At 51.5% G+C, this 18,749-nt stretch carries 19 protein-coding genes; 3 read left to right on the top strand and 16 right to left on the bottom strand.

The genetic code is table 11. The annotated features are described in order from the left end of the window. Window positions 1-357: 357 nt before the first annotated feature. The 3 genes from IC803_RS17545 to IC803_RS17535 all read right to left on the bottom strand — a co-directional run bounded on the left by IC803_RS17545 (window position 358) and on the right by IC803_RS17535 (window position 1,906). On the bottom strand, window positions 358-657 hold the full coding sequence (locus IC803_RS17545; RefSeq protein ID WP_081207912.1) for a YwdI family protein: 300 nt from the start codon (window positions 655-657) through the stop codon (window positions 358-360). 16 nt (window positions 658-673) lie between these two features. Next, entirely contained in the window at window positions 674-1,363 is a 690-nt protein-coding gene (locus IC803_RS17540) for a uracil-DNA glycosylase (RefSeq protein ID WP_081207913.1), read from the bottom strand. 159 nt (window positions 1,364-1,522) lie between these two features. Then, window positions 1,523-1,906 (bottom strand): YkvA family protein, encoded by a 384-nt coding sequence (locus tag IC803_RS17535; protein WP_081207914.1) that lies wholly within the window; start codon window positions 1,904-1,906, stop codon window positions 1,523-1,525. A 131-nt stretch (window positions 1,907-2,037) separates the two neighbouring features. Between IC803_RS17535 and IC803_RS17530 the strand changes: the two genes are divergently transcribed. Genes IC803_RS17530 through IC803_RS17520 form a run of 3 tightly spaced genes read left to right on the top strand, consistent with a single transcriptional unit; the run spans window position 2,038 to window position 3,606 of the window. Then, the gene (locus IC803_RS17530) at window positions 2,038-2,388 is read left to right on the top strand and encodes an STAS domain-containing protein (protein ID WP_081207915.1); all 351 of its coding nucleotides are present in this window, start codon (window positions 2,038-2,040) and stop codon (window positions 2,386-2,388) included. Continuing rightward, window positions 2,385-2,867 (top strand): anti-sigma B factor RsbW, encoded by a 483-nt coding sequence (gene rsbW / locus IC803_RS17525; RefSeq protein ID WP_081207916.1) that lies wholly within the window; start codon window positions 2,385-2,387, stop codon window positions 2,865-2,867. The genes IC803_RS17530 and rsbW overlap by 4 nt, the downstream gene beginning before the upstream one ends. Further along, complete coding sequence (locus IC803_RS17520) at window positions 2,833-3,606, top strand: sigma-70 family RNA polymerase sigma factor (protein WP_081207917.1); 774 nt, start codon at window positions 2,833-2,835, stop codon at window positions 3,604-3,606. Before rsbW ends, IC803_RS17520 begins: the two co-directional genes overlap by 35 nt. A gap of 49 nt (window positions 3,607-3,655) precedes the next feature. On the opposite strand, the gene IC803_RS17515 is transcribed toward IC803_RS17520, so the two are convergent. The 13 genes from IC803_RS17515 to IC803_RS17455 form a co-directional block, all read right to left on the bottom strand. Then, window positions 3,656-5,536: a SpoIIE family protein phosphatase gene (locus IC803_RS17515; RefSeq protein ID WP_369826934.1), complete on the bottom strand. Its 1,881-nt coding sequence runs from the start codon at window positions 5,534-5,536 to the stop codon at window positions 3,656-3,658. 244 nt (window positions 5,537-5,780) lie between these two features. After that, a complete protein-coding gene (locus IC803_RS17510) occupies window positions 5,781-6,416 on the bottom strand; it encodes an FMN-dependent NADH-azoreductase (RefSeq protein WP_081207919.1) in 636 nt (211 codons plus the stop codon). A 183-nt stretch (window positions 6,417-6,599) separates the two neighbouring features. After that, entirely contained in the window at window positions 6,600-6,749 is a 150-nt protein-coding gene (locus IC803_RS17505) for a hypothetical protein (protein ID WP_190304232.1), read from the bottom strand. Between the two features lie 209 nt (window positions 6,750-6,958). Beyond that, window positions 6,959-8,341 (bottom strand): glycine--tRNA ligase, encoded by a 1,383-nt coding sequence (locus tag IC803_RS17500; RefSeq protein ID WP_081207920.1) that lies wholly within the window; start codon window positions 8,339-8,341, stop codon window positions 6,959-6,961. Between the two features lie 289 nt (window positions 8,342-8,630). After that, complete coding sequence (locus tag IC803_RS17495; RefSeq protein ID WP_081207995.1) at window positions 8,631-9,461, bottom strand: glycosyltransferase family 2 protein; 831 nt, start codon at window positions 9,459-9,461, stop codon at window positions 8,631-8,633. Between the two features lie 82 nt (window positions 9,462-9,543). Beyond that, window positions 9,544-10,740 carry an MFS transporter gene (locus IC803_RS17490; RefSeq protein ID WP_081207921.1) on the bottom strand — a complete coding sequence of 399 codons (1,197 nt, stop codon included), beginning with the start codon at window positions 10,738-10,740 and terminating at the stop codon, window positions 9,544-9,546. Between the two features lie 231 nt (window positions 10,741-10,971). Continuing rightward, window positions 10,972-12,417, bottom strand: a complete 1,446-nt coding sequence (locus IC803_RS17485) for a sucrose-6-phosphate hydrolase (RefSeq protein WP_081207922.1) — start codon at window positions 12,415-12,417, stop codon at window positions 10,972-10,974. Window positions 12,418-12,428: 11 nt separating this feature from the next. Further along, a complete protein-coding gene (locus IC803_RS17480; RefSeq protein ID WP_081207923.1) occupies window positions 12,429-13,802 on the bottom strand; it encodes a sucrose-specific PTS transporter subunit IIBC in 1,374 nt (457 codons plus the stop codon). Between the two features lie 188 nt (window positions 13,803-13,990). Next, window positions 13,991-14,821, bottom strand: coding sequence for a PRD domain-containing protein (locus IC803_RS17475; protein WP_081207924.1), 831 nt, complete (start codon window positions 14,819-14,821; stop codon window positions 13,991-13,993). 18 nt (window positions 14,822-14,839) lie between these two features. Beyond that, entirely contained in the window at window positions 14,840-15,334 is a 495-nt protein-coding gene (locus IC803_RS17470) for a PTS sugar transporter subunit IIA (protein ID WP_081207925.1), read from the bottom strand. A gap of 173 nt (window positions 15,335-15,507) precedes the next feature. After that, window positions 15,508-16,536, bottom strand: coding sequence for a tripartite tricarboxylate transporter substrate binding protein (locus tag IC803_RS17465; RefSeq protein ID WP_158083284.1), 1,029 nt, complete (start codon window positions 16,534-16,536; stop codon window positions 15,508-15,510). A 49-nt stretch (window positions 16,537-16,585) separates the two neighbouring features. After that, a complete protein-coding gene (locus IC803_RS17460) occupies window positions 16,586-18,103 on the bottom strand; it encodes a tripartite tricarboxylate transporter permease (RefSeq protein WP_081207927.1) in 1,518 nt (505 codons plus the stop codon). Window positions 18,104-18,121: 18 nt separating this feature from the next. Further along, window positions 18,122-18,658: a tripartite tricarboxylate transporter TctB family protein gene (locus tag IC803_RS17455; RefSeq protein WP_081207928.1), complete on the bottom strand. Its 537-nt coding sequence runs from the start codon at window positions 18,656-18,658 to the stop codon at window positions 18,122-18,124. Window positions 18,659-18,749: the final 91 nt, after the last annotated feature.

Genomic DNA, 18,749 nt, shown 5'->3' with positions numbered 1-18,749 from the left:
ATAAAAACAGCCGCATAGCGTATCGTTTTCTACATATTTTCGATTGTGAGCACTGAAACGATGTGCAGCTCTAACGTCTTTCTGCATCCATATTCCCCCTTGTTTCTATGTTCTTTAATGATTAAGCGTTAGCGTAGGTGGGGGAGCGTCCAATTAACTGTTGAATCCATTTGACGAAACCGGCTGATTCGCAGCACCGCTGATCAGACTCACACCCAAGCTAAAGAGCTGCCCCTTGTTCCCCAGCACACACAAGAGTAAGCAGACTAATAGTGGAAAGAACTTTCGCCCTATTAGCGAAAAACCTGCGGAAAAACCAAATGACGAACTTTCTTTGCTGCCAGCATAGGCGTATCCTCAAAAATCCAACAACGACGCCCCGTTCGCATCATCATCAATGTCAGGAGAGGTCCCGCCAGCAGCCATTCCCCCAACCGAAAGCCCGCCCGCGGCGGGAAATGGCCCACCAATGACAAGCGGCCCTGTTGAGAGAGATGGAACGGCTGGCTGCGGTTGAGCTGTTGTTTCTAGCATTAAATCGCACAAGACGCGAACAGCGGCGATATGTTCGCGCATCCGCTGCGGGTCGTTCGCGGTCTTCGCTTTCCGGAGTTCGTCTTCCATTTTGGCGACAACGGCGGTAAAAGAAATGGACATGCTGTTTCCTCCTTGTTCATTTGGCACAGGCGCCGATGTTTTCGATTTGCCAGTCGATCGGTTCGCGTCCGTGCTCGGTTAAAAACGCGTTCGTCCGCGAAAACGGGCGGTGGCCGAAAAAGCCGCGCGCGGCGGAAAACGGGCTCGGGTGCGGCGCCTCGATGATATGATGGCGCGGATTCGTAATCCGTTCTTTTTTCTCTTGCGCATTCCGGCCCCAAAGCAAAAAGACGACCGGATCGTCTTTTTCGTTGACGAGTTCAATGACGCGGTCGGTGAAATGTTCCCATCCTTTGCCGCGGTGGGAATTCGCCTGGCCGCGCCGGACCGTCAGCACGGTGTTTAACAACAGCACCCCTTGCTTTGCCCATTTCACAAGGTAGCCGTTATCCGGGATGTAGCAGCCAAGGTCGTCATGCAGCTCTTTGAAGATGTTGACTAATGACGGCGGCACCGGCACGCCCGGCTTGACGGAAAAACTCAACCCGTGCGCCTGCCCCGGGCCGTGGTACGGGTCTTGCCCGAGCAGCACGACTTTGACGTTGGCGTACGGCGTATAATGAAGGGCGTTAAAAATATCGTGCATATCCGGATAAATCGTCCGCGTCCGGTACTCCTCTTTTAAAAACTCGCGCAGCTTTAAGTAATATGGCTTTTGAAACTCCTCTTCCAAAAGCGGAGCCCAATCGTTTGTTAAAATCGGCATCGCAGCCACTCCTTTGGCATTGGCTTTTGTCCTTTACCATTGTAACCAAAAAGCCGCAAGCGTCAAAGCGAACGGAACGGGAAGGCCCGAACAATCGTGACGCGACCTGCTGAATGGGCAAATCCCCGCCTCCGCCATAGGAAAAAGCGGACGGGAAGATCAAAATGCCCGCGAAATCCACCACCGAAGCAGCCAAACACCAAGCCACACGTACAAAAGGATGATCAGCGCTCCGGCGACCCAGTTGGTCGGCTTGCCGCGCCTAGCGAGCTCTTCCGCCCGCGCCCGGTGCTCAGCAGCGATGTCTTTCGGCAGCCATTTTAGCGCCAAGTAAATGCCCAGCGGCACAAGCAACAAATCATCCACGTACCCGAGAACCGGAATAAAATCGGGAATCAAATCGACCGGACTGAACGCATACGCCGCAACGCCAAGCATAAAGAGCCGCAGCCAGATGGAGACGCGTCGATCGCGACAAGCCGAATACAAGACAAACGTTTCCTGTTTCAGCGCCCTTGCCCATTCTTTCCATTTTCCGAACATGGATCATCCCCGCCCCTTTTCTGTTTCAAATAGTATAAAATATGGGTATATCTATTGTAAACGCCTTAGTGGTGGACAACCTGATTATACGATCCCGAAGACAAACGATCAATCATTTGAGGTGAACAAAAATGGACAGAAAACGATTTCATATCGTTCATGACGAACAGTCAGACCGGCACGTAGTATACATAAAAGGGGAGCTTGATTTAGCGGCAGCCGAACAGTTTCGGCGCGCCGTCGAGCCTCTCGCCGATGACACAGCGAAACTGCTTGTCATTCGTTTAGACGAATTGACGTACATCGATAGCACCGGCATCGGCATGTTTGTCGCGCTGTTGAAAACGAGAAAAAAGCAAGGAGCGCGGTTTACCATTGAGAACGTGCCGCCCAAGGTGCAGCGCCTGTTTGATCTAACGGGAGTGTCTTACTTTTTTTCCGAAACGGACGATACGACAGAAAGGATCGGGGGCCAATCATGAAAGAGCACGAAACCGTCGTACAGCTATCGATTCCAGCCGACGCTCAGTTTATCGATGTCGCTCGTTTGACGTTGTACGGGCTGGCCGCTAAGGTGGGATTTTCGTATGAAGAGATTGAGGATATGAAAGTTGCTGTTTCGGAGGCATGCAATAACGCTGTTTTGCATGCGTACAACGGAAGAAGGGGAATGATTCATCTCCGCTTTGAGATGAGTCCCCATTCCCTGACGATCGTTATTAAAGATGAAGGCAAAGGATTTGATTACAACCAGGCGGCAAAACAGGCGGCGCCACTGTCCGTTAAGCCGCTTGAGGACGTCAAAATCGGCGGTCTCGGTCTCTTTTTAATGGAGGCACTCATGGACGATGTGAGTGTCACGACAACAAGCGGAACAGAAGTCCGCCTGACGAAATTCCGCCATCACGGCGAAGGAGAGCATGCCCATGAATGTATATCCCCCTCCTCTGTCCAAGAGTAAGCTTGACGCCCTCATTTCCGCCTATCAGCAGACAAAGACGGAAGAAGCGGCGACAGCGCTGCTCGTTCGCTTCGAGCCGCTCATTGCGGCCGCGGCCAAAAAAATGGCGCGCAGCCGCCCCGATTTTTACGAGGACTTATTTCAAGTCGGGCGGTTATCGTTTTTGCGCCTTCTTGAACATTACGATCCGAACCAGGGAACAAGTTTTGAATCGTACGCGATGAAAAGCTTGATCGGTTATATGAAAAACTATTTACGCGACAAAGCGTGGTATATCCAGGTGCCGCGCAGAGTGAAAGAAAAAGGAAGCAAAGTGCAGAGGGCAATCGATGAGCTGACCGTCACGCTTGAACGGTCGCCGAACATCGAGGAAATCGCTAACCATTTAGGGTTATCGGTCGAAGAAACGATTGAGATTCTAGCCGGCCGCGACCATTATCAGGCGATTTCCATCGATGCCCCGGTGCAGGACGGGGAAAAGGATGCGACGACCATCGGCGAATTTCTTGCCGATGAGACGAACGAGGTCGAGGCGCTCATCGAGCGGCTTGACTTGCAGGAAGCGATCGGCAAGCTGAGCGAGCAGGAGCGGATCGTCATCGAGGCGGTGTTCCGCCGTGGGGAAACGCAGCGCTCGCTCGCCGACCGGCTCGGGGTCTCGCAAATGACAATCAGCCGCATTCAAAAGCGGGCGATCGAAAAGCTGAAGCGGCAGCTTGCCACCGCCTATCCGTCATAACGGCAGCAGAAAGCGCCGCCTTACACATCGAGCGGTCCGAACGCTGATGTCAACGGCGGCGCAATAAAAGCAACGTCTGGTCGTCTTTTTGTTCGTATTGGTGATACGCTTGAATATGCTCGTACAACTCGCGGACGGTTTGTGCCGCAGGTTGGTCGAGGTCGGCGCAGGCGACCATTGAGGCGAGGACGGAAAAGTCATCAGCCGCTTCTTCCCCGCGCTTTTCTGTCACGCCGTCCGTGTACAACAGCACAAAATCGCCCGGTTCTAGCACCACTGATTTAGTTTCAAACGAAAATTGTGGAAACAAGCCGAGCGCGCACCCTTTGGCGTGAAGCGGGACGCATTGCTTCGTTTTCGCCCGGTATAGAAGCGCCGGCTCATGCCCGGCGCACGCATACGAAAACGTGTGTGTTTTTTCATTGTAATTACCGACAAACATCGTCACAAACATCGACGGTTCCGTGTAATCATAGGCAAACCGGTTCAACAAGTCAAGATACACATGCGGCTGCGTCCCGTAATGAACGGTCCGGTCTAAAATAAATTTCATCAATGTCATCAGCATCGCGGCTGGAATGCCTTTTCCGGACACATCGGCAATGCCGACCGAGACGGATGTTTGGTGGACGGAAAAGTGGTAAAAATCGCCGCTTAATACCCGAGCAGGAACGCTGAGGACGCCGATGTCGACATAGGACGGCAAGTTCGCTTCCGAAGACGTCTGCAAGAGCGACCGCTGCATATTCGCGGCGAGCGACAGTTCAAAATCGAGCTGTTCACGCTCGCGCTCAAGCCGCTCCTTCTCTTTTTTCTCCGTCATGTCACGCAGCACGGCGACTAGCCCGGTCAGTGCGCCGTTTTCCATCACAGGCGCCAGCGTATAGCCCACCGGCAAACAAACGCCGTCGCGCCGACAAAACGGCTCTTCTTCGACGCGAATCACTTCGCCGCTTTTCAGCCGTTTGACAACACGGCGCAGCTGCTTCCAATCCCATGCGTCACCGTTCGGCCCGGCGAGCGATACAAAGGAAAATAACGGCTTTCCTTTCGCTTCCTCAGGGACGACACCGATCAGCCGACCGGCTTCCGGGTTCATCCAAACGATTTGTCCATCCCGATCTAACATCATCAACCCCTCGCCAAGGGCGTTCGCCATCATTTCCAGCTGCTGTTCGTGTTGCTTCATCTCCACATACGGCTTTTCGATCGTTTCCATATACATCGCGCGCACGACATACAAAAATCCGGCCACTTCGTACAGCTGCCCCCATAGCACATGCCCGTTGCCGAACAAAAGCAGCACTTGGCCAAAAGCAAACAGCAGCAACGCCATCAGCCAGTACAAGAGGGCAGGAGAGCCGCCTTGCCGATAGCGACGCCATACAAGCGCGGCTGCGGCCGCATCAAGCAAACCGACCGCCCCTTCTCCCGCCTGCCACCAAAGCGGCCAACGGCTCGTCCCATCTTCCAGCCAAAGCGGCGCCGTAACATGAATGAATAGCCCAACCGCCACTGTATAAGCAAAGGCGGCTAAAAACGCCTGCCAACGCTGGCCGCTGCGGCGCTCCATCACCTCGTCCGGACGCGAAAATAAAAAGAGCAGCCCCCAAGCGATCGTGAAGCGGGCGGCAAGCGAAAACAGCGACGCCTCACCGACGTCTGAGAATGAAAGGAGAAAGTGAAACGAAAACAGCGTCCCTGAAGAGAAAAACAGCGCCCCCATCACAAGCCGCTCCATCGACAGCGTGTGAGGAAACACGGCCCACCCTTGCACGGCGACAAGCCAACAGACGACAACGGCGGCAAGCCCTAAAGCAAGATGAATAGAATGATAGAAACTAGGCGAAAAAGAGAGTCGCCCTGCAATGAACAAAAGCAAACCAAACAGCATGGCCGCCAGCACTGCCGCCGCGCTGTGCAGATGCATTAGCCGATTTTGTCTATGTTCATTCACAAACGGTGAACCTCCACTCTTCGTTTATATGGTTTATTATACCATACGTTGTCTAACCGGCGTATACGAACGTCGCAGCACGTTTCTGTTTCATACAGCGGACACAACAAAAAAGAGGCCCTCCGAACGGAGAACCTCCCTCGATGAACCGAGAGCCATTTCCCAAACAATATTTCCTGCCGCAGCGGAATAGAGAAACAAATCCTGCTTGGCTTGATCAAAATGTATGGGCCATGTCTTTTGCCCGGGCAATGGCGTTCGCTTTGATTTCTTCCGCTTTTTCCGGCACGGCCGCATGTCCTTCAACAAACAGACCTTCAAATGATGGCACGCCGAAAAATTGCATAATGACGCTTAAATAGCGGTGGCCCATTTCCATTGCTGCCGCTGGGCCTTCCGAATAAAAGCCGCCACGCGCCTGAATATGGAGCGCTTTTTTATCGGTGAGCAACCCCATTGGCCCTTGTTCCGTATACTTGAACGTTTTTCCAGCCACCGCCACCGCGTCAATGTACGCTTTCAATACGGGCGGGAAAGAAAAGTTCCACATCGGCGTGACGAACACATATTTGTCCGCGGAGATGAACTGATCACACAGCTCGTTCATCCGGCCGACTTTTGCTTTTTCCTCGGCTGAGAGCTGTTCAAACGATTGGCCAGAACGGAGCTTGCCCCATCCACTGAATACATCGACATCGATTTCCGGAATGTATTCTTTATACAAATCGAGATGAATGACTTCGTGATCCGGATGCACTTGCTTATACGCGTCAATAAACGCCTTCCCGACCGCCATGCTGTACGATTGTGTATCGTCGTGGGGATGGGCGGTGATGTACAATACTTTCGTCATGATGCATACTCCCTTTCTTTGATGATCTCAGCATTTTAGTGTTTGCTGTTTGTAAAAACGACATGCATTTATCTCTATTCCAAATATCTTGAACAAGGGATAATTATATAAAGATGATGCGAATTTGGCAAATCATTTGCTCGAAAAAAAAATTGCCCTTAAGGCAATTGGCGTGCGGATCGGTTATTCGCTTTGTTCAACAGCAAACGGATTGCCGCTGATTTGTTTTCTTATTTCATCCGTCAGTGTAAACGGTTCGTTTTTCGCGGCGTTTTCGCCGGCGTCACCAAGCTGATGACCGCTGCCATCGTAGTAGATCGGTTTTCCTTCCATGATGGTTGACCCCCTTGATTCGCGCAGGATGCAGGAACTAGTTTACACTTCTATTTTACCATTTATACAGCGGAAGCTCGACGGCTTTTTGAAATTTGATCTATAAAAGCGATTTCGTTTCCATATGTCTTTTCAATCGACTGCTTCCTTGTTTGGCAAAAAAGCCGATAAAAAACCGGGGCTTCACGAATGCCCCGGCATTTCTGTCATCAAAAAGCGATTTTTTCCTCCAAAAAGGCTTTGAGTTCTTCAATCGGCAGCCGCACTTGTTCCATCGTGTCGCGGTCGCGGACGGTGACTTGGCCGTCTTGTTCGGATTCAAAGTCGTACGTGATGCAAAACGGTGTGCCGATTTCGTCTTGGCGGCGATACCGCTTGCCGATCGAACCGGTTTCATCATAATCGACCATGAAATGCTTCGCAAGTTCCTCATAAATGCGGCGCGCTCCGTCGCCAAGCTTTTTCGACAGCGGCAAGACGGCCGCTTTGTACGGCGCGAGCGCCGGATGCAAATGCATGACCGTCCGGGTCGTGCCGTCTTCGAGCTCTTCCTCATCATAGGCGTCAATCATAAACGCGAGCGTCACGCGGTCGGCGCCGAGCGACGGCTCAATGCAGTATGGGATGTACCGCTCGTTCGTTTCTTGATCGAGATAATGGAAATCCTCGCCTGAGTAGTCCATATGCTGTTTTAAGTCATAATCAGTGCGCGACGCGATGCCCCACAGCTCGCCCCAGCCGAACGGGAACTGATACTCGATATCGGTCGTGGCGTTGCTGTAATGGGATAACTCTTCTTTCGTATGGTCGCGCAGGCGGATATGTTCGTCGTTCATGCCAAGCGACAACAGCCATTCCTTGCAAAATTGCTTCCAGTAGTCGAACCATTTCAGCTCTTCGCCCGGTTTGCAGAAAAACTCGAGCTCCATTTGTTCGAATTCGCGCGTGCGGAACGTAAAGTTCCCCGGCGTAATCTCGTTGCGGAAGCTTTTGCCGATTTGTGCGATGCCAAACGGCAATTTTTTGCGCATCGTGCGCTGGACGTTTTTGAAGTTGACGAAAATGCCTTGCGCTGTCTCCGGGCGCAAATAAATTTCGTTGGCGCTCGACTCGGTGACGCCTTGGTATGTTTTGAACATTAAGTTGAACTGGCGCACGTTCGTAAAATCGCGGCTGCCGCATTCTGGACAGGCGATGTCGTATTCACGGATGAGCTCTTCCATTTTGGCGAGCGGCAAGCCGTCAACGATCATCTCGATCCCTTTTTCCTCGAGCGCCTTCTCAATCAACTTATCAGCGCGATGGCGCGCTTTACACTGTTTGCAGTCGACCATCGGATCGTTGAAGTTGCCTAGGTGGCCGGACGCCTCCCATGTTTTCGGGTTCATTAAGATGGCAGCGTCCAAACCGACATTGTACGGCGATTCTTGGACAAATTTTTTCCACCACGCCCGTTTAATGTTGTTTTTCAGCTCAACGCCGAGCGGACCGTAATCCCATGTATTCGCCAGCCCGCCGTAAATTTCCGACCCCGGAAACACGAAGCCGCGATGCTTGGCGTGGGCCACGATTTCTTCCATAGTTGCAGCCATATCATCATCCTCCTCCAAATTCAGTTTCCAACAAAGTAAAAACGCCCTCGCCCCTAGGCCTGACGCCTAGGGACGAGAGCGTAGCTCCCGCGGTTCCACCCTAGTTGATGCGCAAATCACGCATCCCCTTTTTGCCTTTCCGCTCCGGACTGCCGTTTCATTAACCGTCTTCACCGGGCTTCCACCGCCCCCGGCTCGCTTTGGAAGAGAGGGTTAACTACTATCGATCCGTCATCGCGATTCACTATACGATTTTGTTCACTATCATAGCAAACCCGCAAAACCTCTGTCAATAGTTGCCTCCCTTTTTTTGCGCCCAAAATCGCGACACGATGGGCTTGCCGTCCCAGATGACTTCACTTTCAGCGCGGCGACGTGCGACTTCCGGCTCATCAAGCAAAAGCCAAAAGTTTTTCACCGGCAAATCGCCAAGCCCGTGCTTCTCGCAAAGCCGCCGCAAGTAATGTCGCCGCCTGTCGCCGACTTGTCGCGACACGTTGTCGCCGTCCGGGCTGAATGCGTACAACACAGTCGCCGCCGCGACACGGGTGACGCGGCATACAGAGGCGGCACGCAAAAAGAAGTCCCAGTCCCAATAATGGTGAACTGACGGGTCAAAGCAACCGATCTCATCATGGAGCGATTTTCGATACACGCTTCCAGACGGGACGTACGTCGAAAACGTCCGCATCGCTTCCAAATCATATTCATAGGCAAATAAAAAGCGCCCCATCGGCACGCGTTGGTCATTGTCCACCCGATACTGGACAATTTCCGCATCGGCATAGACGAAATCCGCATGCTCGAGCGCTGCCGTCATCCGCTCTAAGTGATCCGGCAAAAGCAAGTCGTCATCGTCACAAAGCATAATGACGTCGCCGCGCGCCGCCTGGACGCCTGCGTTGCGGGCCGCGACCTGTCCTTCATTGTCGCGGCGGTCAATGACGCGGACGTCCAGCTCCGGGTACAAGGCGACGACATCATAAACCGGGACGCCGCCGTCGTTGACAACGATCACTTCAAATGAACGATACGTCTGCCGGCTTAACGATTCGAGCAGCTCAGCAAGCGGATACGGGCGATTATACGTTGGAATAACGACGGACACGAACGGACGCAACAGGGATTCACCGCCTCTCCCGTTTTTCCCAAGCAAAAAAGGGCTTACCCTTAAGGTATAGCCCCTTTTTTCGTTTGTCAACTTAGGCGAGTTCCTGCTGCTTCGTCTCTTTGCCAAGAACAGTGACCGAGAGGACGGCGACAAGGACAGACAGGCAGAACAACGTGAAAATCGCTGTCACGGAAACGCCTTTGGCGACAAGCGAACCGACGAACAGCGGGCCGAAAATGCCGCCGATGCGGCCAAACGCCGCCGCCATGCCGGCCCCCGTCGCCCGGATGGACGTCGGGTATTGCTCCGGCGTGTAGGCGTACAGCGCCCCCCAAGCACCGAGGTTGAAAAATGACAAGAAAATGCCAGCCGCCATCAACCCAGCAAGCGACTCGGCCGTGCCGAAAAAGTAGGCGCTTGCCGCTGTGCCAAGCAGATATGTGATCAAGACGAACTTCCGCCCCGCCCGCTCGATCAGCCATGCAGCGCTGAAATAGCCGGGCAGCTGGGCGAGCGTCATCACAAGCACGTATTCAAAGCTTTTAATTAAGCTGAACCCTTTCATGACCATGACGCTTGGCAGCCATAAAAACATGCCGTAATACGAAAAGACGACACAAAACCAAAGGATCCAAAGCATCGTCGTTTCCTTCCGGTACGGCGCCGACCACACTTTGGCGATATTGTCCCATACCGTTCCCTCTTTTTTCGTTGCCCTAAACCGTGGCGAGTCAGGCAACCGAAGGCGTAAGTAAATGGCGTACAGCGCCGGTACGGCCGCCAACCATAACGCCGTCCGCCAGCCGTAAGCCGGAATGACAAAATAGGAAATGAGCGCCGCCAGCAGCCAGCCCCCGGCCCAAAAGCTTTCAAGCAGCACGACGACCCGGCCGCGATCCTTAGCTGGCACCGCTTCTGAAACGAGCGTTGACGCGACTGGCAGCTCGCCGCCAAGCCCCATGCCGATCAAAAAGCGAAGCGCCAAAAATGCCGCCAACGTCGTCGTCAACGCCGACAGCCCACTGCCGATCGAGAATAATAACAATGTGACAATAAAAACGTTTTTCCGGCCGATCCGGTCAGCGAGCAACCCAAACAAGAGCGCCCCAACGGCCATTCCGATCGAGTTGACGCTGCCGATCCAGCCGACTTGTTCGGCGGTCAAGTCCCAGTCTTTTTGCAAGGCGGCCATCAAAAACGACAACATGCCGACATCCATCGCGTCAAACAGCCAGCCAAGGCCAGCGATGCCTAACAGCTTGCGCTGGGAAATCATCGGTTGGTTCATGTGTATCCCCCTGTCATTATTAGTGTCAAGACATAATCTACATTCATTATAGAAGGGGAAAGACACAAATTCAATCATATATTGCTCATTCTCTCACAAAACGAACCGTCATAATGGAAACGATCTCTCACGGACGTCCTCGCTTAGGAATGGAGCTTCTCGACCCGGAATGATAAAAAAGCCGCCAAACGACCAGCGCTTGTTTGGCAGCCTTTTCAGTGCAAGTTCATCTTACAGTTCCCATTTCTCAATATCCATATGAAGATGTCCATGGGTTCCGAACAGGATCGTTCGGTCATCCGGATGCGGGAAAAACCGGGCGGTGAACGTTTCTTCGCCGTCATTGACGAACAGTTCGAGCGATGACGTATCAAGGAAAAGGTGAAGCGAACGAAGGCGCGGCAAGCGGCACTGCCGCTTTTCCGTCAGCCCGTTCACGAAGCTTTTCCGTTCAAGTGTCAACACGCCTTCATCGCCATTGTAAACGAGACGGGCGGCATGACGCAGATGGATTTCCAGCATGATCCCGAACAGTTCGATATTGTCAAGGCGAAGCTCGATCGCGTCTCCCTCGATCCCTGGCCATGACCGCAGTTCATTCACAATAGCGACGTTTCGATAAGCTACTTTTTGTTTGCGCAACTGTTTCAGTTCCCTGACCGGCGTCTGTCTCAGCTTGCCGTCGACAAGGCGGAGTTCTCGCGGCAAGGTAAGGGCATGCACCCAGCGATGGCGCACGGTTGGCTGTCGGTCTTCGTCTTGGTCGGGCACACCCATCCAGCCGATGAGAATGCGCCGTCCATGCCGGTCGAGCATCGTTTGCGGGGCGTAAAATTCAAAACCGCGGTCAAGCTCCTCAAACGGCCCATGGAGAAATTCCGTTCGTTCGTAATCGAGGCGGCCGACAAAATAGCCTGACTGATAAACGTTTTGATAGCGCATCCCATCCGGTTTTAATCCTTGCGGGCAGACGATGAGCACGTCCTGGCCGTCCAACGGAAATACATCTGGGCATTCCCACATATAACCGAACGGGCCGAGCCAGTTCGAATTTCCGCCAGCAATCGGGCCAAGGTGCTCCCATTGGAAAAGATCAGTGGAACGAAACAGCACGGCTTTTCCATCGCCGCTTTCGCTTTGCGCCCCGACAATCATATACCATTGATCGTCTTTTCGCCATACTTTCGGGTCGCGGAAATGGGCAGTGTAGCCATCCGGGAGCGTGATAACGACCCCCTTTTTTGTAAAATGAAACCCATCTTCGGATGCAGACAAGCATTGGTATGTCTGGCGATTTCCTTGTTCGTCCTTCACATTTCCAGTATAAAACAATACAAGCTTTCCTTCATGGTCAACGGCACTCCCGGAGTAGCATCCGTTTTTGTCATACCATTCACTTGGCGCTAGGGCGATCGGTGCTGCTTGCCAATGAACCAAGTCCGGGGACGTGTAATGTCCCCAGAACTTTGCCCCATGGCCAGTGCAAAACGGCATCCACTGATAAAAGACATGATACGTTCCGTTCCAGTCGATCAGCCCGTTCGGGTCATTCATCAGCCCGACCGGAGGCATGAGATGGTAGCGAAGTCGATACCAGTCGCGATTGACGAGATCTTGATACTTTTCGATTTCGGCATAGGCCTGTTCGATGAGCTGCTGTTCACGTTCGGATTTCATCGCGCTCCCCCTCACTCTTCTTCGCGGAATTTCAGAAGCAGTGTCGCCACAAACGCCGAAACAACTGCAATGGCAAAGCCGATTAAGTAGTGCATGACGTTCGTGAGCCCTTGCGGCGCGACGATGGCGATCATCGGGATACCGGTCAACCCGTAAGCGTTCGCCACCACGTTCATAAACACAACGTACGCCCCGCCGAGCGCGCCGCCAATGGCTGCGGCAATAAACGGCTTCCGGTATTTTAAGTTCACCCCGAAAATGACCGGCTCGGTGATGCCTAAAAACGCCGATAAAGCCGCTGGCAGCGCAATTTCTTTCGTTTTTGCCCGCTTCGATTTGACGAAAACAGCTAAGCCAGCCCCGCCTTGGGCGACGTTAGCCATCGACCAAATCGGCAACAAATAGTTGACGCCAAGCTTCGCCAACAAGTTCGCTTCAATCGCATGGAAGCTATGGTGCACGCCAGTAATAACGATCATCGAGTACAACCCGCCGAAGATCAGGCCGGCTAACGCGCCGCCATAATGGTAAACAAAGTTCAACACGGTTGTAATGCCATCACCAAGCAAATTGCCGAGCGGACCGATGGCTAACATCGTAATAAACCCGGTCAAAATGACGGTCACAAACGGAACGACAAGCAAGCTGACGGCATGGGGAACAACTTTGCGCAATCCGCGCTCAATTTTGCTCATTACATACGTCGCCAGCAAAATCGGCACCACTGTCCCTTGATACCCGACCATGGCAATATCAAAGCCGAGAAATTCCATATAATTCGGCTTCGCTTCCGCCAGCCCCCACGGGTTCAATAGCGCCGGGTGGGTCATAATCCCGCCGATGACCGCCCCTAAAAACGGTGTGCCGCCAAATTCTTTCGCCGCGCTGAAGCCGATTAAAATCGGCAAAATGATAAACGCCGCACTGGAGAACATATCAAGCAAAATATACAGGGCGCTGTCCGCCGCCACCCACTTGAATGCTTTCATCATCCCGAGCAATCCCATAAGCAGACCGCTCGCGACGATCGCCGGGATGATTGGCACGAAAATGTTCGACAACGTTTTCGCAAAGCGGGCGAGCGGATTCATTTTTTGCTTGATGGCTTCTTGATACGCATCGGCACCGCCCTGCGCCACTCCTGCTTCCCGGGCGAACGCCTCGTACACTTTATTGACCACACCGGTGCCAAAAATAATTTGAAACTGCCCGGAGCTGGAAAACGCTCGTTTGACCCCTTCGACGTTTTCAATGGCCTTTGCATCAGCCTTTCGATCATCTTTTAAAACAAGACGAAGCCGTGTCGCGCAATGGGTCGCGCTAATGACGTTCTCTTTCCCGCCAAGGAGCGGGATGAGCTGTCTGGCAATGTGTTCGTAGTTCATTGGTGAACTCCTCTCCTTCTTGATGATGATAAAAAACAAAAAAGACCTAAAACATACAAAGGGCGATCTGACGGCATCATTCGTCTGCCGTTCCCTTCATACGTTTCAGGTCTTGCCTGCTCGAAGCAGTTACAATCCCACACTATTTCATTGTCTGTTTTACATTATACGACAACGTGCTATTTTTGTCAACGCTTTCTCAATCGTTGAATGTGGAGAACGATATAAGCGAGTTCTTCTTCCGGAAAGCGGATGCCATATTCCTTCGCGGCATAGGCTGCCACTTTTTGCGCGCACGCCCACTCGCTCGCATATTTCGTCTGAATGAGTGCAAGCATCTCCTCATCCATGGAATGAATCGGTTCCCCGTTTTCAATGCGGCTTAAGGCAAACCGCAAATGGGTGAGCAACCGCTGGTATGAAATGCTTTCTTCATCGACCGATATGACAAGCTCTGTTTGAATGAGATCAACAAGTTCATGAATGAACGTCGTCTCCCGCAGCGTTTTGTTCATGCTGGCGGCGTCGAGTTTCGCCGTATGGATATGGAGGGCGATATGAGCAGCTTCGTCATCGGGAATCTCAATGCCAAGCCGCTCTTTAATCAGCTGTTTCGCCCATAACCCGATTTCATACTCCGCTTTATATAACACCTTAATTTCATTGAGTAATTTGTTTTGAATGCGGTAGCCTTGCTTCAGCCGCTCAATGGCAAATGACAAATGGTCGGTCAGTGCGATATGGATATGGTCGCTCAGCGGCGCTCGCAACTTTCCTTCCGCATAGCTGATAATTTCTTCGGCAATATCGATATGTTCCTCTGGCAGCGTGCGAAGCAACTGCTGGAACCTTTCATTTTCTTCTGCCATGACGAAAATTTTTTCAATGCGGTCCGGAGAGATAAGATCATTTTTCCTTTTTTGAAACGCAATCCCCGGACCCATCACGATTTTCTCCTTGCCCTCGTCGATCACGACAGCGGCGTTATTGTTTAAAATCCTATGGATCCGAAACGCCATGTGCTCCCCCTGCCGCTCTCATTTCGTTTGGACATGCAACAGGATCGTCTCCCCTTTTGTCGCCGAGGCTTCTGCCTTTTTCTCAAGGCTTTCGAGCGCATCGCCGTTCGTGATAATGATCGGCGTGACCGCGCTTTTCGCTTTCTCGCGAACGAGCGAAAAGTCAACGGAAAGGAGCCGCTCGCCCCGCTTCACCCGATCGCCGGCCTTCACATAGGCGGTAAACCCTTCCCCGTTCATCGATACGGTGTCGATGCCAACGTGAATCAGCAGCTCAACACCTGCTTCCGAGCGCAAACCGACGGCATGTTTCGTCGGAAAGAGCTGAATGATTTCGCCATCCACCGGAGCGACGACGTCCCCGTCCGTCGGGTCAATAGCGAGGCCGTCGCCCATCATTTTTTGCGCAAACACCGGGTCAGGCACGTCCTCAAGCGGCACGATTGTTCCACTCAGCGGCGCAACGATCGTTTCTTCCTTCGGTGGTTGTTTGCCAAGCCATTTTTTGAACAAGGTGTGTCATCCTTTCTTTTCCTATCTTTTCCTAATAAGAATATAAAAGGACCTAAAGCACCGCCAAAAGAGGGGACACTTCAGGTCCAGCGGCGGCATCCTGCAGACATGTATGCCTCTACCTCTTTAAGGTAGAGAAGGACGCCGCATTTGTCAAATATGCTATTCTTCCCTTACTTGACTAATCCTTTTTCATTCGCTATTTGTTTGAATCTTTCAACTTCATCTTTCACATACTTTGTAAATTCATCAGAATTTAAGTACGAAGGCTGGACGACAATCGACTTCAACTTCTCTTGGTAGGCAGGATCGTTCAACATTTCTTCAATCGATTTCTCCCACTTTTTCACGATTTCGTCCGGAACTTCCTTTGGCGCCGAAACCCCATACCATTGAGTGACAGTGACACCTTTGACTCCTTGCTCTTCAAGCGTTGGAACGTCTGGGAAATAAGGGCTTCGCTCTGACGAAGCAATGCCTAATATTTTTAGCTTCCCTGCTTTGACTAGGTTGGCGACTTCACTGACCCCTTGCACGCCGAGCACAATATGGCCACCGGCTACCTTTGGAAGCGCATCTCCTGACCCGTTCGTCATGACGAGTTTTGCTTTGGAAAAGTCCGCGCCGATGCTATCCATCCATTGGATAACGCCAAACGTCGCAATCGCGGTGGTGCCGTTGCTCGCAAAGGTCAGTTTGTCTGGGTTTTGTTTCACCCACTCATTAAACTCTTTTAAATTGTTCCAAGGGGCATCCGCTTTAACGACATAAGCGAGCGGATCAACAGCCAATCTGGCGATAAAGCGCAAGTCTTCCAATTTAAACGGCAAGTTCTGATTTCCTGCAAAGAGCGCTGATCCGGCAGAAGCGCTTTGTGTCAAGATCGAGTAGCCATCTTTCGATCCTTTCTTCAGCACTTCCAACGTACCGGTAGCCCCACCTGCTCCTGGTTTGTTCACTACGTTGATCGGTTGCCCCCACTTTTCACTTAAGTATTCGCTCATGGCTCTTGCATTTAAATCAGTTCCTCCCCCAGCAGCAAACGGAACGGTAATTTCGATTGGCTTTGTCGGATATTTTACCTCTTTTTCGCTTGACCCAGCTGGGCTGTTCTTTGCAGTTTCCTGCGAGCAGCCAGCCGCCAGCACTCCCAACAGTGCCACACTCACCAGCAAATTTGCGACTTTTTTTATTCTCTTCATTTTCGAAAATTCCCCCCTAATATTATTCATTTATTTCATCACCGGTCTATTAGCCGGCGATGTCTACTTCCGAACCAACTGCTTGCTTGACGCTCGATTTCGTACGTCTAATCAGGACAAGCGAAACAAAGAGAAGAATAGATGCGCCAATTAAAATCGCCAAGGAAATCGGGCGCTCAACAAAAATGGAAAAACTACCTCCTGACATAGATAACGACTGAACAAAAGATTGTTCGAGCATCGGCCCAAGAATATAACATAAAATAAGCGGGACAACAGGCCACCGATATTTATAGAAAATGTAACCGAGTATGCCAAATACAATAGTTACAAGCACATCCAATACGTTATTTCTGACCGTGTAAGAACCGACGAAGCAAAGAACGAGAATAACAGGACTAATGATGCCAAATGGAATTTGCGTCAGTTTTGCCCAAAAACCGACGAGCGGGAGGTTTAGGATTAGCAACATGATGTTCCCGATAAACATGCTGGCGATTACAGTCCAAACGAAACTCCCGTTTTGTTCAAACAATACCGGACCTGGCGCCAATCCGTAAATCATTAACCCGGCTAATAAAATAGCGAGCGGAGCAGAACTCGGTATTCCTAATGCAAACAAAGGGATAAACCCAGCTGAACTCGTCGCATTGTTCGCTGATTCCGGCGCTGCCACGCCTTGGATAGCGCCTTTCCCGAAACTTGCTTTATCTTTTGATACTTTCTTTTCTACATCGTAGGCTAAAAATGTGGAGACAGCCGTTGAACAGCCTGGCAAAAGGCCTAACAAAAAGCCAATGAAACTTCCTCGCATAATGGACGGGAAACTTTGTTTGAAATCAGGCCACTTTGGGTAAACGCTGCCGATGTTGCTTGCTGAAATAGCGGCATGCTTTTCTTCCATTCCCTTTAACACTTCCGTTACGGCAAACAAGCCGATAATGATGCTAATCATATCAAACCCAGCACTTAGTGCATCGATGCCAAAATGAAAACGGACTTGTCCGGAAGGTCCCATTCCCACCATGGCTAACAAATAGCCAAATAACCCCATAATCAGCCCTTTAAGCAAAGAGTTACCCGCCAAGCTTACAATGACTGTAAGCGCTAGCAACATTAAGGAAAAATATTCAGGCGGCCCGAACTTTAGTGCCTGATCGGCAAGCAATGGGGCGAAAAACACTAAACCGATTACCCCGATGATTCCCGCAATGAAGGAAGCAATTGCTGCAATGCCGAGCGCTACCCCTGCTCTCCCTTGTTTAGCCATCGGATAACCGTCAAGGCAAGTCGGAACAGATGATACTTCCCCAGGAATGTTAAGCAAGATGGCGGTTGTGGATCCTCCATACATTGCTCCGTAATAAATTCCAGCGAGCATAATAATCCCTTGGGTCGGCCCAAGCACCGTTGTTAGGGGAAGCAAAATGGCAATTGCTGATGTCGGCCCTAGCCCTGGCAACATGCCGACAAGAGTACCAACAAACGCCCCGACTAAAGCAGCTAACAGATTCAACGGTGTAAACGCTTCCGAAAATCCCGATAGAAGCATGCTCAATGCTTCCATACCTATGTCCCTCCTGCCTTATATCCCTATCAGCCCTTTAGGAAATGAAATGGATAACAAATATACGAATGCAACATACAAAAACGCTGTCAGTGCAGCCCCGAACAGTAGCGCCCGGGGGAAAAGCGGATAAGAACCGATCACTCTAAACAACAAGACAGAGGCAATAAACGTACTGACAACATAACCAACAAACTGAAATAAAATCCAGTAAACGAGTAACAATCCAATTGTACTAATAATCCCCAACATTGTCTTCCGGTCAGGAAATTCGACGTGAAACGCGCTTCCCTTCGCGAAAAGAAGCAAAACGCCTAAGACAGCCATAAGGAAACCGACAACAGCAGGCATTGTATGGTCGCCGACCAACAAGCTGACCCGCGTCGGGTATAAACGTACGGCCTCAGCCAGCGCGATTCCGCCTGCTAAAATGGTTACAACGCCGCCAATGCGGTCTGCGGATATATACCTCATCCTTCCCCCTAGTTGCCCAGCCGCATTCTTTGCATAGGGTAAAGGGGGAAGAACACGGCGTCGAAACAATTCAGCCGCCACACCCGTTTTTTATCTCCCCTTATACTCCTAGCGGAATGCAGCAACTAGGTTTGCACCTCCTTATTGAAACGGATAATCATCATTGCCATTC

The sequence above is a fragment of the Geobacillus sp. 46C-IIa genome (assembly GCF_014679505.1).
Lineage (GTDB): Bacteria > Bacillota > Bacilli > Bacillales > Anoxybacillaceae > Geobacillus.
The sequence above is the reverse complement of the archived record's forward strand: the minus strand, read 5'-3'. Positions and strand labels throughout refer to the sequence as shown.

Coding starts and splice junctions, on each gene's coding strand:
- IC803_RS17545 (WP_081207912.1), bottom strand. CDS start 657: ATGTCCATTTCTTTTACCGCCGTTGTCGCCAAAATGGAAGACGAACTC.
- IC803_RS17540 (WP_081207913.1), bottom strand. CDS start 1,363: ATGCCGATTTTAACAAACGATTGGGCTCCGCTTTTGGAAGAGGAGTTT.
- IC803_RS17535 (WP_081207914.1), bottom strand. CDS start 1,906: ATGTTCGGAAAATGGAAAGAATGGGCAAGGGCGCTGAAACAGGAAACG.
- IC803_RS17530 (WP_081207915.1), top strand. CDS start 2,038: ATGGACAGAAAACGATTTCATATCGTTCATGACGAACAGTCAGACCGG.
- rsbW (WP_081207916.1), top strand. CDS start 2,385: ATGAAAGAGCACGAAACCGTCGTACAGCTATCGATTCCAGCCGACGCT.
- IC803_RS17520 (WP_081207917.1), top strand. CDS start 2,833: ATGAATGTATATCCCCCTCCTCTGTCCAAGAGTAAGCTTGACGCCCTC.
- IC803_RS17515 (WP_369826934.1), bottom strand. CDS start 5,536: ATGCATCTGCACAGCGCGGCGGCAGTGCTGGCGGCCATGCTGTTTGGT.
- IC803_RS17510 (WP_081207919.1), bottom strand. CDS start 6,416: ATGACGAAAGTATTGTACATCACCGCCCATCCCCACGACGATACACAA.
- IC803_RS17505 (WP_190304232.1), bottom strand. CDS start 6,749: ATGGAAGGAAAACCGATCTACTACGATGGCAGCGGTCATCAGCTTGGT.
- IC803_RS17500 (WP_081207920.1), bottom strand. CDS start 8,341: ATGGCTGCAACTATGGAAGAAATCGTGGCCCACGCCAAGCATCGCGGC.
- IC803_RS17490 (WP_081207921.1), bottom strand. CDS start 10,740: ATGAACCAACCGATGATTTCCCAGCGCAAGCTGTTAGGCATCGCTGGC.
- IC803_RS17485 (WP_081207922.1), bottom strand. CDS start 12,417: ATGAAATCCGAACGTGAACAGCAGCTCATCGAACAGGCCTATGCCGAA.
- IC803_RS17480 (WP_081207923.1), bottom strand. CDS start 13,802: ATGAACTACGAACACATTGCCAGACAGCTCATCCCGCTCCTTGGCGGG.
- IC803_RS17475 (WP_081207924.1), bottom strand. CDS start 14,821: ATGGCGTTTCGGATCCATAGGATTTTAAACAATAACGCCGCTGTCGTG.
- IC803_RS17465 (WP_158083284.1), bottom strand. CDS start 16,536: ATGAAGAGAATAAAAAAAGTCGCAAATTTGCTGGTGAGTGTGGCACTG.
- IC803_RS17460 (WP_081207927.1), bottom strand. CDS start 18,103: ATGGAAGCATTGAGCATGCTTCTATCGGGATTTTCGGAAGCGTTTACA.